Annotated in this window: 13 protein-coding genes; 7 read left to right on the forward strand and 6 right to left on the reverse strand. The window is 43.1% G+C overall.

Going from position 1 to position 15,586, the window contains the following annotated elements; translation table 11 throughout:
- Nucleotides 1–84 precede the first annotated feature (84 nt).
- From mtaB to B0I21_RS05345, 3 genes are all read left to right on the forward strand, one after another.
- Nucleotides 85–1,404 carry a tRNA (N(6)-L-threonylcarbamoyladenosine(37)-C(2))-methylthiotransferase MtaB gene (gene mtaB / locus B0I21_RS05335; RefSeq protein ID WP_133639418.1) on the forward strand — a complete coding sequence of 440 codons (1,320 nt, stop codon included), beginning with the start codon at nt 85–87 and terminating at the stop codon, nt 1,402–1,404.
- A 717-nt stretch (nt 1,405–2,121) separates the two neighbouring features.
- Entirely contained in the window at nt 2,122–3,576 is a 1,455-nt protein-coding gene (locus B0I21_RS05340; RefSeq protein ID WP_166637777.1) for a M60 family metallopeptidase, read from the forward strand.
- A gap of 51 nt (nt 3,577–3,627) precedes the next feature.
- Nucleotides 3,628–5,064 carry a M60 family metallopeptidase gene (locus B0I21_RS05345; protein WP_133639420.1) on the forward strand — a complete coding sequence of 479 codons (1,437 nt, stop codon included), beginning with the start codon at nt 3,628–3,630 and terminating at the stop codon, nt 5,062–5,064.
- A gap of 245 nt (nt 5,065–5,309) precedes the next feature.
- Here B0I21_RS05345 and B0I21_RS05350 read toward each other — a convergent pair whose 3' ends face one another.
- Nucleotides 5,310–6,203: an EamA family transporter gene (locus B0I21_RS05350; protein ID WP_133639421.1), complete on the reverse strand. Its 894-nt coding sequence runs from the start codon at nt 6,201–6,203 to the stop codon at nt 5,310–5,312.
- A gap of 74 nt (nt 6,204–6,277) precedes the next feature.
- Between B0I21_RS05350 and B0I21_RS05355 the strand changes: the two genes are divergently transcribed.
- The 3 genes from B0I21_RS05355 to B0I21_RS05365 all read left to right on the forward strand — a co-directional run bounded on the left by B0I21_RS05355 (nt 6,278) and on the right by B0I21_RS05365 (nt 9,428).
- Complete coding sequence (locus tag B0I21_RS05355) at nt 6,278–6,886, forward strand: C40 family peptidase (RefSeq protein ID WP_133639422.1); 609 nt, start codon at nt 6,278–6,280, stop codon at nt 6,884–6,886.
- Between the two features lie 92 nt (nt 6,887–6,978).
- Nucleotides 6,979–7,479: a hypothetical protein gene (locus B0I21_RS05360; RefSeq protein WP_243835954.1), complete on the forward strand. Its 501-nt coding sequence runs from the start codon at nt 6,979–6,981 to the stop codon at nt 7,477–7,479.
- Between the two features lie 386 nt (nt 7,480–7,865).
- A complete protein-coding gene (locus B0I21_RS05365; RefSeq protein ID WP_133639423.1) occupies nt 7,866–9,428 on the forward strand; it encodes a calcineurin-like phosphoesterase C-terminal domain-containing protein in 1,563 nt (520 codons plus the stop codon).
- A 190-nt stretch (nt 9,429–9,618) separates the two neighbouring features.
- Here B0I21_RS05365 and B0I21_RS05370 read toward each other — a convergent pair whose 3' ends face one another.
- The 5 genes from B0I21_RS05370 to B0I21_RS05390 all read right to left on the reverse strand — a co-directional run bounded on the left by B0I21_RS05370 (nt 9,619) and on the right by B0I21_RS05390 (nt 14,833).
- Nucleotides 9,619–10,920, reverse strand: coding sequence for a mechanosensitive ion channel family protein (locus B0I21_RS05370; RefSeq protein WP_133639424.1), 1,302 nt, complete (start codon nt 10,918–10,920; stop codon nt 9,619–9,621).
- A 59-nt stretch (nt 10,921–10,979) separates the two neighbouring features.
- Entirely contained in the window at nt 10,980–12,341 is a 1,362-nt protein-coding gene (locus tag B0I21_RS05375; RefSeq protein ID WP_133639425.1) for a nucleoside permease, read from the reverse strand.
- A gap of 18 nt (nt 12,342–12,359) precedes the next feature.
- Complete coding sequence (locus B0I21_RS05380) at nt 12,360–12,986, reverse strand: bifunctional nuclease family protein (protein ID WP_133639426.1); 627 nt, start codon at nt 12,984–12,986, stop codon at nt 12,360–12,362.
- A 108-nt stretch (nt 12,987–13,094) separates the two neighbouring features.
- Nucleotides 13,095–14,069: an electron transfer flavoprotein subunit alpha/FixB family protein gene (locus tag B0I21_RS05385; protein ID WP_133639427.1), complete on the reverse strand. Its 975-nt coding sequence runs from the start codon at nt 14,067–14,069 to the stop codon at nt 13,095–13,097.
- Nucleotides 14,070–14,095: 26 nt separating this feature from the next.
- Complete coding sequence (locus B0I21_RS05390; protein WP_133639428.1) at nt 14,096–14,833, reverse strand: electron transfer flavoprotein subunit beta/FixA family protein; 738 nt, start codon at nt 14,831–14,833, stop codon at nt 14,096–14,098.
- A gap of 413 nt (nt 14,834–15,246) precedes the next feature.
- Here B0I21_RS05390 and B0I21_RS05395 point away from each other — a divergent pair, with 413 nt between their 5' ends.
- A complete protein-coding gene (locus B0I21_RS05395; protein WP_133639429.1) occupies nt 15,247–15,585 on the forward strand; it encodes a tetratricopeptide repeat protein in 339 nt (112 codons plus the stop codon).
- Nucleotide 15,586 lies beyond the last annotated feature (1 nt).

The raw sequence follows: 15,586 nt of genomic DNA on the forward strand, positions 1-15,586 counted from the left end.
GATACTTTATTTTACATCATTACAATATCACAATTTTTCCACACCACGCATTTTGCGACAATTTATGTATTTTTGCAGACTATCATGAGCAAGAAAGTCGCATTTTACACCCTGGGTTGCAAACTGAATTTTTCGGAAACCTCTTCTATTGGCCGCCTCTTTAAAGATGCGGGCTATGAAACTACGCCATTTAATAGCCCCGCTGATGTCTATGTTATCAATACCTGTTCGGTAACAGATCATGCGGATAAAAAGTGTCGCAAGGTAGTGAAAGAAGCATTGAAGCATTCCCCTCATGCGTACGTGACGATTGTGGGGTGTTATGCCCAGCTCAAACCCAAGGAGATTGCCGAAATCCCTGGTGTCGATATGGTGTTGGGCGCTGCCGAGAAGTTTAACATCATCGAGCATATCAATGATTTAACAAAGACCGAAAAAGCCGTCATTCATAATGCACCGATTAACGAAACAAACCAGTTCGTTTCCGCTTTTTCTATTGGCGACCGCACCCGCACATTTCTTAAAGTTCAAGATGGCTGCGATTACTCCTGTACCTTCTGCACCATCCCCTTGGCGCGTGGTGCCAGCCGCTCGGGTAAGATCGAAGATATCGTTCGTCAAGCAGAAGAAATCGCCGCTTCAGGCGTGAAAGAGATTGTGTTGACCGGAGTTAACATTGGCGATTTCGGTATTCGCGATGGTAAACGGCAGGATAAATTTCTTGATTTGGTGAAAGCCTTAGATGAGTTGGAGGGCATAGATCGCATTCGGATTTCTTCCATTGAACCTAACCTGTTGGCCAATGAAATTATTGCATTTGTCGCGCAATCTAAAAGATTTGTGCCTCATTTTCATATGCCGCTACAGTCAGGAAGCAATAAGGTGTTGGGAATGATGCGCCGGCGCTACAAACGCGAACTGTATGCTGAGCGTGTGGCGCAGATAAAATCGCTCATGCCCGATGCTTGCATCGGCGTGGATGTCATTGTGGGTTTCCCGGGCGAGACACGGGAAGATTTTATTGATACCTATAATTTCCTTAACGAACTAGACATCGCCTACTTACACGTATTTACCTACTCCGAACGGGAAAATACTATTGCTGCACAAATGGACGGTGCAGTCCCGGGCGCACAACGTAGCGACCGCAGTAAGATGCTGCACATTCTTTCCGATAAAAAACGCCGAGCTTTTTACAGTATGCAACTGGGCAAAACTGGCGAGGTATTGTTTGAAAGTGATGTCAAAGATGGATATATGCATGGTTTCTCTAAGAACTATGTCAAAGTTCGATCGTTATACGATCCGCTTCTTGTCAATGAAATTGTTTCCGTTAAATATACTGCCGTGACGGAGCAAGGTGAAGTCGACGTGGAAGAGGTGCAGGAATCGCTGGCGCATTAAATCTGAGTAGTCGATATTCGAAGCATTATAGTTTTTTCGTTTCCGTTAGCAATTGTCATTTCTCAACGAGCTAACCGTTCCGTGGTATCTCATCAGGTTGCGAGTAATGTGTTTCTCAAATTAGCTTTGCATGCCCTATGTAAAGTCTATTTTCTTCTTTTGAAATTGTTACAAAAGTAAAAATTTCTCCGATTTTTCAATACGAAAAAAAATTAGACAAACGATTGTTTTTTTTGCTAAAACGTTTTCTTGTAACGGATTCACTTTTTTATTTAAATATTTTCAATATTTTTTACTTATAATTGTTTGCGTTAAGACTGTATAACGATTATAAACTAGAAAAGCATAATATATTGTTGGTTGTTAAAATTTAGTATTTGCAAGTTTTTTTTCTGAATGATGGCCCCGATCGATGAATTATTCGATAATGCGGCTCCTCTAAGAAATATATAATAAAGTGCGATCGGAATTTCAACCACTACGAACTACTAGCTAAATAAACTGCAAGGCGTACGATGCTCTCACACTTATTCGAGGTGTTTAAGAAACTGGCGATAACGAAATAAGGTTAAAAATTACGATAGACATTTAATAGGTATTCCAATTATTAAACGTGCCGTTTCATTCGATCAGATCACTTGTAGATACTATACACAATAGCTCTCAGTAGAAGGGCTGCAGTGAAAAATAATGGATGTAACACCAAATTACAATATCATGGAAAATAGTATAAACCAAAGTTTTAAGGACGCTTCAACAAACCCTGTCGGAGCTCGACACAGCAGGCAGCTACGAGTAATTGCTCTTTCAATAATTCTATTAGCCGCCTTTAGTGCGCAATCGTGTAAAGAAAAGCTGCAGCTTACCCAAGAATTGGCCATGGCAAACGTATCGAATACCCCTGATAGCTTGCTTGGCGCTCCGAAGACACAAGTCTTTCAACAGAAGATTAGTCGGCAAGTGGAATCGCATGGAAGGCTCCAGTTAAGAACATTACAGAACGATATGCAACCCACGGGATTTTATATCGACAGTAGTTCTATCATTACGGTGCATGTACGAAGAATCTCAGGAACGGATCTGCCAAGGTTATTTATCGGAACATCCGATAATGGTAGACGGGATTACTTGACCTGGTATCAGCTGAAAGAAGGTACAAATGTAATTAACACCGATACCGATTTACTCAGTGCTTCCTACAACCAACCCGCAAAGGAAAAATGGGGCGGCAATGCTTCTATCGTCTTCAATTCGGATTCTCCAAGTAGTCTTGGCGAAGCTGAAATCACTTTCGAATCCGGATTAAAAAAGATGCCTTACTATGTACAAGGTGTTACTAGTCTTGCTGATTACCAAACCATGTTGGATGTGTTCGCAGATGACGTAAACAGCGCAATGCTTGTTTCTGATAGAACGATACTTACGTTTACCATAGAAAATGCGCTGCAATACCGGAACTCCAATGTCGATAGTTTGTTGCTTATTTGCGATCAGGTTATCAAAGCTGAAGAGGGCATCAGCGGACTTGACAATTCATCACCCGAACACCAACCACGCACTAACCGGATTTTAATGACAGACTTCCCAGCCGGAAATCCATTCTCGGGGACATATGCTATAGGCTTTCCCCAAAATTCTATGGAAGAAATTTTGACGCCATCTTTATTAAAAAATTCTTGGGGTTTATTTCATGAATTGGGGCACACCCATCAGCAGATATGGACATGGGGTGCGGTTGGTGAAGTTACAGTTAATATATATTCCTTGGCCGCTGAGCGTGCAATGGGTGTGACACCTCGCCTGTTCGTCAGAGATAATATTTGGCCAAGTGTTACAGCGTATTTAGCCAAACCGGAGGCAGATCGGAAATTCAATGACAATTCATCAATTGGTTTTTTTGGCAGATTAGGTATGTTCCATCAACTTTGGTTGGCCTATGGCGATAGCTTTTACCAGAATTTGCATAAGAAATGCCGTGTAGACAAACCTATATTGAACAACGACGACGAAAAGATGGCTTACTTTATGACGACAGCTTGCGATATAGCGGGGGAAGACTTAACGGATTTCTTCCGCAAGTGGGGACTTCCCGCATCGCAAGCAACTTATGCAGCAATCGCCAATAAGAACTTACCCCAGCCAAGCAGGGATTATTCTACACTTCGGGATTGATAGTCATTCTTGTTTACCCCCCGGTTCACTTTCACTAAAAATAACAATCACATGAAAAATTTATCTAACAATCATGCAACCGGATGCTTTGCACATTCCTCAGCTTTCCGGTACAATTTGCGATCTTGGGGCTTTGTTCCTTTTTATGTCTTACCTTTAGCGTTTTTTCTGCTATCCTGCAAAGACCAAGTGCAGCTTATACAGGAGCCCGCTGTGGCGATCAGCTTGGCCGATGAAGACTTGGGCGCACCAAGAACGCAACTATTTAAACAGCAAATTAGTCGACAGGTGGAGAATACAGATAGACTCAGGTTATGGTTGGGACACACCGGTTGGCAGCCAACGGGATTCCATGTTGACAAAAATTCCATTATTACGGTTCATGTGAGAAAGATTTCAGGTACCGATCTCCCCAAATTAATGTTAGGAACGCCTGCTAGTGGTGGCCGAGAGTATGATACCTTTTTCCAGCTGAAAGAGGGCACCAACGTGATCAATACCGAAACCGATTTAGAGATCTTTTACTTTGGAGGACGAGGACCTGAAAAGTGGGGAGGCAATGTATATATTGATTATACGTCCGACTCGCCAGGAGCACATGGCGAATCAGAAATTACCTTCGAATCTGGCTTTAAAAAGATTCCATATTATATACAAGGTGAAACTAGCATAGCCGACTATCAGCGTATGTTGGATGTGTTTGGTGATAGTGTTCACCAAGCCACGCTTGTTTCAGATAGAGTCATGCTTAATTTTACCATAGCAAATGCGCGGCAATACCGGTCTTCCAATATCGATAGCTTGCTGCTTATTTGCGATCAGGTTACTGCAAGTGTGGAAGCCATTAGCGGGTTAGATAGGTCGTCCCCTGAACACTATCCGCGTACCGCTCGACTTTTGATTACAGATAAACCAGATGGGGTTCCGACCTCTGGATTTTCGATATCATTTCCTCAAATCTCAATGAATGAAATTTTGACGCCTTCCCTGTTGCGGAGATCTTGGGGTTTATATCATGAAATAGGTCATGCGTATCAGCAAGCATGGACTTGGTTTGCGGTCAGCGAAGTTACGGTAAATATTTTTTCTCGGGCAGCTCAGCGCGCCATGGGCTTTTCTATCGGCCGAACTGAAAATTCTTGGAATATAGTAGACGCGTATCTAGCTAAACCAGATGCAGAACGAAACTTTAATACAGACGAACCTTTATCTTACGATAGACTCGAAATGTTCCATCAACTTTGGTTGGCCTATGGCGATGGCTTTTACCAGAATCTGCATAAGAAATGCCGTGTAGACAAACCTATATTGAACAACGACGACGAAAAAATGGCTTACTTTATGACGACAGCTTGCGATATAGCGGGGGAAGACTTAACGGATTTCTTCCGAAAATGGGGACTCCCCGCATCGCAAGCAACTTATGCAGCAATCGCCAATAAGAACTTACCCCAGCCAAGCAGGGATTATTCTACACTTCGGGATTGATCATTTCCATGAAATTCCATAACATTTTATGCAAGAGATTTGGCAGGTGATATTATGGATTTACAAGAGACAACCAGATGGCTCTTGTAAATCCATAATCCCAAGAGGTGAAATACTACCCTCTGAAATAACCCTTTCTTACTCACAAGAAAACTTGTACGGCCCGAAAGTTTGATACGCAATGTGGCCAGGTGCAATAATCGTCAATGTTAAGTTCGCAGTCTGTTGTGCGCGTCAGTATCTTTTTAGCTCGTTTTCTTCCGTATATTCAACACAACCACCACCGCTAAAATGGCGATCACACCGACGCCCTGCAGCAGCGAAACATGTTCATGCAAAACGAAATACGACATGCAAATGGCCACGGGCAGCTCGACGGCGCTTAAGATGCTGCCCAAGGATATGCCGATTTTAGGCATGCCGTAAGCAAACATCACCGGTGGAAGCACCGTTCCAAATATGGATAGCAATAAACCGTAAGGTCCAATTTTCAAGAAGGTATCGGGTTGAAACAGCGTAAAGGGCTGCAAGAGGATAAAGATAAATAGGCAAGCGCCTGAAACCATGTAGGCGCTTTTTTGTAAGGGCGGACGATCATTGCCCACGCGGCCATTGACGATAATAAAGATAGCGTAGGCGCTGGCGGCAAGCATACCATAGAAGATGCCCATCAAATCGATTGTATGAAAATCGTGTTCAAGCAGTCCCGTTGCTAACATGGTGGCTAGCAGGATAACAATAATACCGATTACGTTTTTTCGTGTGGGGCGCTCTTTAAATACGATGAATTCGATCAGTTGACCAATCCATATGTATTGCATGAGTAATACAATGGCCAAGGACGCTGGAACCAACTGTACGCATTTATAGTACAGTAGACTGACTGCACCGGTGGAAATCCCGCTTAGCAGGATCACCCAGGGGTTACTTTTGCCCGGGTATTTGAGAAAATACGCTCGATAACAGGTATGGACAAACAATAAGGTGAGCCATAGTATCAGCATGCCAAACAACGCTTGCACGCCGGTTACCTCGCCAAGGGTAAACCCTTTTTCGTACGCTTTTTTGACAAAGGTGGAGAGTATTCCAAAACTTGCAGCACCAATAAAAACTGCAACGATGCCCTTTATTCGATCCATTTTTAATTTTGGCGCAAGTTACAAAAACAAACTTGATCCTTGACTTGCAATTTTCCAATCATTACATTTGCTATATGGTTAAATCGATACAGCGTGTACAGTTTGTTATTTATCCGCTTCTTATAGTAATGCTTTTGCTCACATCGTGTGGCGCAAGACGGAAATCTGGTAGCACCGGGCGGGTGCTCACATCGGGCAATGCAAGTGGGAAATCAGGGATTCCGACTGATGCAAGTGATGCGCGCGGAAAACAACTGTCAGGATCTACTATGCAGGACTATGCCGATCTGCTAGGTGTTGGCGTTCGCGAACTCGATAACAAGTCGCTTTATGCGTTCATTGATAACTGGATGGGTACGCCCCACCGTTTAGGCGGGACACAGAAGTCAGGTGTTGACTGTTCCGGCTTTGTAGGGATGCTCTATAGCCAGGTGTATAGAAAAAGTTTACCCCGAACTTCCCGAGATATGGGCGATGACGTGAAACGTAAATACGAGAACAAACTAAAGGAGGGGGATCTGGTCTTTTTTTCTTTTGGCGGGAAAAATATAGACCACGTCGGCGTGTATCTACACAATAACAAATTCGTCCACGTATCCACCCGCAAAGGAGTAATTATATCAGACATGAAAGATAGCTGGTACTATAGATATTTCGTGCGATGTGGCACGCCTAAAATCTAACATTTAAATTACATAACTTATCGGATTCTACCGGCTCTACCGTTTCAAGTTCAGCCTTATTGTTTATTTTTGCGACATATTCTATAAATGTCATGAGTAAAAGAACGAAGGCTATATTTTTGGGACTGTGTATTATCGGTTCATTTTTTATCTATTGTGTATTCTACTATTCCAATATGCTGAAAAATGCTCCCTATCGCTTTTCTGATTTCGAATACATCACGATAGCCTACGGAACACGGGATTCCATGCTGAACACCTACAATTCGGCTACCCAAGATTACCAGTACCTGAACAGGAGCAACCAAGTCGTTAAACAGAAGCTGAAACTGACGGACGATGACCTACTGTATTTGCACCGAAAAGCGATGGAAATGGGTTTTTGGAATGTCGATAATGACATGACTACACCACGCAAAGATTCTATTGAAGGGCGTGATGTTCCCCGTTATGAGCTGGAATATAAGTATAAAGAAAAAAGCAAAAAAGTGGTGTTGGACGCAGACTTTGCAGGCAATCAGAAAATGAAAGATGCAACGAAGACGACCATTGAAAAAGTATTGGAAATGATTAATATAGCCAATGCAAGATAGAGGAGAGTTTGTATTGCGTAATGAGTAGATAGACCTTAGTACTTAGAATCTAGTATTTAGACATTAGTGCTTAGTATATAGACCTATGTACTTAGAAATGGTGCCGGATCAAATACAATTACTTTTCACTTTTGACTTCTTACTTTTCACTTTTGAATTTTTACTTTTGAATTTTGTCCTACAAAAGTAATGCCTTGCCGCGGCATGCGGCGGAAAGGTCTGCGGGATGGACAATCCGTTTAAAACGGAACTTTATAAAAACATCATCTCGCTGCGGCATGCGGCAAATGTAAATCTGTTATTACGTAACGACAAATTAATATAACATTTACAATTTATTTATTTCATAAAAGCTAGTTTTGTCAATACACAAAACCAACGTTTCTATGAAAAATATCTTTTGGGCACTTGTAGCATGTGCTCTGTCCGGAACTACCCATGCGCAAGAGTTGGCGCGCGGTGTGGTTTATATCGATGCAAATGCCAATGGCCTGCGCGACAAAAAGGAGGTTGGCCTTGCTGGCGTTAGTGTGAGCAATGGCGTCGATGTGGTGCAAACTGATGCCAAAGGAAATTACCAATTGCCCGTTCAAGATGACAATATCATTTTTGTCGTGAAACCATCGGGCTACAAGCTGGCGTTAGATCAAGAAAATCATCCCAAGTTTTATCATATCCATAAGCCGAAGGGTTCTCCGGCATTAAAGTTTGCGGGTGTTACCGCCACAGGCAAACTGCCTAAGTCTGTCGATTTCGCCTTACAGCCCGTTGAAGAGCCTGCCAAGTTTTCTGCGTTCGTATTTGGCGATCCACAAGCTTACAACGAAGCGGAGATGGACTACTTTAAACGTGCCGTCGTCGATGAGGCGAAGACGAGAAAAGGGCCTGCCTTCGGTATTAGCTTAGGCGATCTGGTGGGGAATGACCTGAGCTTACATCCGGGCTACAAACAAACCATTAGCCAGATGGAACTGCCTTGGTATAATGTCATCGGTAACCACGACCTTAACTTTGATGTAAAAAGCGATTCCCTTTCCGACGAATCTTTCGAGCGCCTATTTGGGCCGGCAAACTATGCTTTCAATGTAGGCAATGCACATTTTATCATTTTGGATGATGTGCTTTATCCACATCCCACCACAGGAGAAGGGTATCAAGGTGGGTTTCGGAAAGAACAGTTGGACTTTGTCGAAAATAACCTCCGTTTTGTACCAAAAGAAAAACTCGTTGTACTTGCCTTCCATATTCCGTTGAATCCGGATAATGAAGGTTGGTTTAGAAATGAAGATCGTCAACGCTTGTTTGATTTACTTAAAGATTATCCAAATACCTTATCCCTTTCGGCACATACGCATTTTCAGCAACAGAACTATTATAACGCCTCACACGGATGGAAAGGGAAACAACCACACCACGAATATAACGTAGGTACAACATCCGGCGACTGGTATTCTGGCCAGTTAAATGCCCAAGGTGTCCCGGTGTCTGCGATGCGTGATGGAACTCCGAAAGGATACGCAATACTGCATATCGATAACGATAAGTATGCATTTGACTATAAGGTAGTCGGTCAAGACGACGATTATGCGATTGATCTTTATGGCCCCGCTGTTGTTTCCGCAAAATATGTAAGACGCTATCCCTTGTATGCAAACTTCTTCATCGGTGCTAAAGATAACGTGTTGCGCTATCGAGTAGACAAAGGAAATTGGAAAACGATGGAACGGGTAGCAGATCAAGACCCGGCGTACACCGCATCTGTGCTTGCTTTTGATGGTGCAGATTCGTTTGTTGATGGAAGGCGCCCTTCCGATGCGGTGCCATCAACGCATCTCTGGAAGATCAAACTTCCGAAGCTTGCAATCGGTAAACACAGTATAACCGTTGAAGCAAAAGATATGTTTGGGCGTGTGCACACCGCCAATAAAGAGATAGAAGTCGTTGAATAGTAATTTGTCGATGCAAAGTGCTTATTTAATAGCGAGCTAATATTCAATTAATATGAAAAGCTCACCTTTGAAGTAGAGTAATTTTGTTCATAGTGTTATGGTTAATGTTAAGCCTATTGTGAAATATGCTGAAACAAAATTTGTTTTCATACAAATAGTAAAAAGGCTGCCTATCGGTAGCCTTTTTCTTTTATAGCTGTTGCTTGAATACCCCTCGTAAATCATCTGATGCGGGCAACTCAAAAACTTCCAGATCAAAATATTTGATCGCCGCAAATAGGTGATCAAATATGTTGGCCATGGTGTTTTCGTAGTACACCCAGTCGGTACTTGCCGCAAACATGTACAGTTCAAGCGGAAGACCATGTTCGGTAGGCGCCAGTTGCCGTACCATAAGCATCCGGTCTTGGTGTATGTTTGGATTGTTCTGAATATAATTTGTGATGTATGTCCGGAATAGACCAATGTTCGTCATACGCCTGCCGTTGATGGGCATACTGGGGTCAGCATTGGCCTGCTCATTATACGCTGTAATCTCTTTTTGGCGTTCCGCTATATAGGGAGCCAGCAGTTGAATGCGTGTCAAATCCGAGACCTCTTCTTCAGTAAGATAGCGTATGGAGGATATTTTGATAGGAATAGCCCGCTTGATACGGCGGCCGCCAAATTGCTTCATGCCGCGGTAGTTTTTGAAAGAATCTGTCAGGAGCGTATGGGTGGGGATAGACACAATTGTTTTATCGAAATTCTGTACCTTCACATTGTTTAGATTGATTTGGATAACGTCTCCATCTGCTCCATATTTGGGCATCTCTACCCAATCGCCCACGCGTACAGAATCGTTTGCAGACACCTGAATGCTCGCTACGAAGCCAAGTATCGTATCTTTAAACACCAACATAAGAATGGCAGAAGCTGCACCTAAGGACACGAGAAAGGACCAAGGAGAGTTTCCTGTGATCACCGAAAAAGCGATCGTTCCAGCAATGAAGATCAAAAAGATCTGCACGACCTGCAGGTAGCTATCGATCGGCTTATCAGCAAAAGCCTTGGTATTTCGAAAAATGTCCCGTAATGTTTTTAAGATGCTGCTGATGAGCTTAACGATCAATACAATGATGATCACAGACAACAGTTTCATCATCACATACGTAAAATTTGGAAAGCCAATGAATATAGCGGGAAGCAATTGTTGGGCTAAGAGTACAGGAATAAGATGGCTTAGGTGGTCAAGTACCTTGTTCTCCAACAGCTTGTCGTCCCATGTCGTACTTGTTTTCGTAATCAGGCGAACGAAAAGCGTTTTTACAAGCTTTCTGGTGATGTAATCGGTTCCTAAAAGTAAGAGTAATGCGGCAAGTAAGAGGAGGCTGGTGCTGGTTAAATGTGCCATCTGTGATGGGAGACCCATGGATGCAACCCAATCAAGCGTCCAATCGTAAATAAAACTTTTTTGTAGGGTGGGAATGTTAATTATGTTTGTTTTTTCCATATTAACAGACAAATGTACAAAAAATGAAAGAGACGGCTTTTGGCCGTCTCTTTCATCGTTTAATTCGTTACGCGATCATGCTTATGCTTAAAGAATAGCGCAAAGAGAATAGCGATAACCAACGTATATCCGGCAAACGCTAACCAGATATGGTGCCAGTCTTTCAATAAAATGTCGCTACTAAAGGAACCGTCACGAAATATCGAAATTCCACGCTCCTGTATCAAATGGCGTAAAGAACCATTGTCTACATCCGTTTGAAGGTAGCCTGCGAGGCTCGCTATGTTGGGAAATGCGATCGTAAAATATTCGTCGATAACCCAGCCCGATAATAAGCTGCCCAGCACAGCGCCAAAGCCGTTGGTCATCATCATAAAGAGACCCTGCGCAGAGCTTCGAATATGCGAATTTGTTGATGTCTCAACAAATAAGGAACCGGAGATATTGAAAAAATCAAATGCCATGCCGTAGACGATACAGGATAGAATAATCATCCACAGGCCGGTGGTGGGATCGCCGTAGGCAAATAAGCCGAATCGTAAGACCCAGGCCAGCATAGAGAGGAGCATCACTTTTTTTATACCGAACCGCTTTAGAAAAAATGGTATCGCTAAAATAAACAAGGTCTCTGAGATCTGGGAGATAGACATGATAATCGTTGAGCGCTGGATAACGATAGAATCTATATATTTCGGGTAAAACTTGAACTCATCCAGAAACACATCGCCGTATGCGTTTGTCAATTGCAAAGCTCCCCCCAGAAACATAGAAAACACAAAGAAAAGTGCCATCTTATAATTGTTGAAAAGCCGGAATGCTTCTAGACCAAGGGTTTGTATAAGGGATTGGCTCTGGCGATTGATGTTTCGCGGCGGGCATTTAGGGAGACTAAGCGCAAACAGACCTAAGCCGAATGATGCGGCACCCGCAATATAAAATTGGTAAGCAGTAGCCTTGTTTCCGGTCAAGTTGACCAACCACATGGCTGCAATGAAGCCCACCGTGCCCCAAACGCGAATAGGAGGGAACGCCTTGACTAGATCATACTGTCCATTCGTCAGCGCGGTGTACGAAATGGAATTTGATAACGCCAGCGTTGGCATGTAGAAGCACATCGCCAAAAGCATTACGTAAAAGAACGTCTGTGGATCTGTAACCTCTGGAAGGTAAAAGAGTGTAGCGCCATAAAGTAAGTGCATCAAGGAATACAACTTTTCTGCATTGACCCACCTGTCGGCAATAACGCCTAACAATGTAGGCATAAAAAGAGACGCAATACCCATGGTAGCGAAGACCGCTCCAAACTGCGTTCCGTCCCATTGTTTGGTGCCAAACCAATAGTTCGCTATCGTAATTAACCAGGCTCCCCACACGAAAAACTGGAAGAAGCTCATGATGGTTAATCGTAATTTAATTGACATAGTATGTTGTTAGGGGAATTATGATTTTCTGCGTTCGATTTCGTCACGGATTTTAGCGGCAGTTTCGTACTGCTCTGCCTCAATGGCTTTATTTAATGTCGCTTCCAACTGTTCGTCGTTAAGATTGGCGTAGGGAGATTTGGTTTGTTTTTTCTTTTCTGGTTCAGGTTCCTTGTGCAAGGTGTTCTCCTTTTGCGGGAGGTTTTCGATATTTTCCAAAAAAGCGAAGTCATTACTTTCAATGATGATGCCTGCGGCATCCATAATGAAATCATACGTATAGATTGGCGAACCAAACCGAACGGCAAGGGCTACGGCATCTGATGTTCGCGAGTCAAGTTCAATCGTTTTTTCGCCATCCGAGCAGATCAATTTCGCGAAAAAGATACCATCGATAAGATTATAAATGAGTACTTCTTGCACGTTGATATGAAAATTATCTGCAAATGTTTTGAAGAGATCATGCGTTAAGGGGCGCGAAGGTTGCATTTTTTCAATCTCTACAGCAATAGCTTGAGCCTCAAAGCCGCCAATTATGATCGGAAGTCGCCGGTTGCCTCCTATTTCACCCAATACAAGCGCGTAAGCTCCGGACTGTGTTTGACTATATGATAACCCAACTATATCTAATTTGATTTTCTTCATTCTTGATGCCTTACCGTCCTACAAAGATGTAAATATTCAAGACAAAATAAAAATGGCCAGACGCAATTTGTTGACGCCTAGCCATTTACTTTGTTTAAATAGTGTTGTTTAGTTGTTTTTATACGTTTTAAAGGCCTCAATCAGCTGTGGTACAACATCAAATGCATCACCAACGATGCCGTAATCGGCAACTTTAAAGAAGGGTGCCTCCGGATCTTTATTGATCACCACGATGGTTTTCGAGGAGCTCACACCGGCAAGATGTTGGATAGCACCGGATATACCAATTGCAATGTACAACTTAGGCGTAACGGCCAATCCGGTTTGTCCCACGTGCTCTGCATGCGGCCGCCAGCCGGCATCAGACACCGGTTTCGAACATGCCGTAGCCGCACCAAGTACACGAGCAAGTTCTTCCACCATCGCCCAATTTTCGGGCCCTTTCATGCCGCGACCGGCAGAAACAACAATTTCGGCCTCTGGCAATGATACTTGGTTCGTTGCGCGTACGATGTCTTTGATCACCGTAGAAAGATCATCCGGCGATAAGCTCGGTTGATAAGGCTCTATCGTGATGGACGTGGGCTCTTCCTTCGGTTCAAAACTATTGGGCGTTAAAGCAATCACCCGCTTTGAGCCAGTAAGCTCTTCCGTTGCAATTGCTTTATTCGAAAACGCTGTCTTTTGGATGGTCCAAGCCGTGCCCGATAGTCGGGGTAGTGAAATAGCGCCATCAGCCAAAGCAGCATCGAGTTTTGCGGCGATACGCGGCGCCATACCTTTTCCGCTAAATGAGTTGGAAAGAACCACCGTTTCGGCCTCGACGCTTTTCGCCACCTCTGCAATAACCGACGCGTAAGCTTGGTTCAAAAACTGCTTCAGTTCTGCTTGATTTACCGTTATTAACTTTTCTGCTCCGTATTTTCCAATCTTTTCCAACTCGCTTTGCGCAACCTCACCGATACTAAGTGCATACACGGGCTGATTCACCAAGGTTCCTACTGCTTTCGCAAAAGAAACGGCCTCCAATGCTGATTTTTTGAAAGCACCGTCCACATGTTCGATATATACTAATACTGACATAAATTTGTTTCTTAAAATTGAAGAAATTAAATAACTTTTGCTTCCGTGTGCAATAAATTCACTAACTGAGCCAGGTCATCTTTACTGATCAGTTGTACCGCTCCGCGTGATGGGGGCGTGTCATAGTGCACAATTTTGGATAATACGGGAACATCGATCGCATCGATAACCTGTAGCGGTTTGCTTCGCGCCGTCATAATGCCACGCATATTCGGGATTTTTGGTTCAGCTACACCTTCTGCAGTACCGATGACCACAGGTAAACTTACTGATAAGACCTCTTTTCCGCCTTCAATCTCACGCTCTACCGTAATTTCGTCTCCATTGACTTGTAAACTTTTCGCGATGGATACGGAAGGAATAGCGAGTAGCTCGCCAAGAAAGCCCTGCACCTGAACGCCATTATAGTCTATCGATTCACGTCCCGTCAATATCAAATCAAATTGCTGCGATTTAGCAAAGGCCGCAATCTGATGAGCAACAAACCAGGCATCGCGTGCAAACGCATTGACCCGAACAGCTTCATCGGCACCAACAGCTAAAGCTTTTCGAATGGTCGGTTCGGCATCCGCCTCACCAACGTGTATCACCGTAACCGTTGCTTTGCCGCCTTCGGCCAATTCTACAGCCTTCGCTAAAGCGATCTCATCATACGGGTTAATAATGTACTGAACGCCAGTATTGTTGAATCGGGTGTTATTATCCGTAAATGTAATTTTTGATGTAGTGTCCGGAACATTACTTAAACATACGAGTATCTTCATCAGTTTATATTTAGCAGTTTATATTTTTTTCGCAACATCGTGTTCGCACAGCTGCACGATACCATTCAGCCAACCGAAGTTAATCTAACTTCTTCGACCGGCTTATCGCAAACCTATTGATTTTCGGGTATAAAATCAAACAATTCTGGGATGACGTAAATACAGTCAGTTTTTGGTTAGCCTCATGATATCGATGATTTATCGTAATGAAATAGCGTCCTTTTTAAGGATATTTTATTTGTTCAGGTTGTATTTTTGTAAAATGGCAAAATTTTGGCTTTATTCGGTAAGGTCAATAGAGTGTCATTTTCTATGCTAGCATAGTAAATTTTGTTTAAGCTATTTTGATAAACATGGGCCTTAGACGTCGTAGTTTTCGTACTTTTGAGCAGATTTAGCAGAAAATTCATGTTATGAGCACGAGAATAGAAGAACTCAAGCAATTTTTACAGGAATCTCCGCAGGAGCCATTTTTGAAGTATGCGTTAACCTTAGAATATAAAAAAACGGGCAATGCAGAACTGACATTAGCCGGCTTCGAAGAATTGGTGAATATGCATCCAGACTATGTAGGCACATATTATCACTTTGCGAAATATTTGGATGAAATTGGTGAGCGGGAGCAATCATTAGCCATGTATAAGCAAGGGATGGAAGTGGCCCAACGTATGCGAAATAGACATGCTTATGGCGAGCTGTTAGCGGCCTATAATTTGGCCATGGGTATAGAGGAAGATGATTGGGATGACTAAA

Source organism: Sphingobacterium paludis, assembly GCF_004364125.1.
In the GTDB taxonomy this organism is placed as follows: domain Bacteria; phylum Bacteroidota; class Bacteroidia; order Sphingobacteriales; family Sphingobacteriaceae; genus Sphingobacterium; species Sphingobacterium paludis.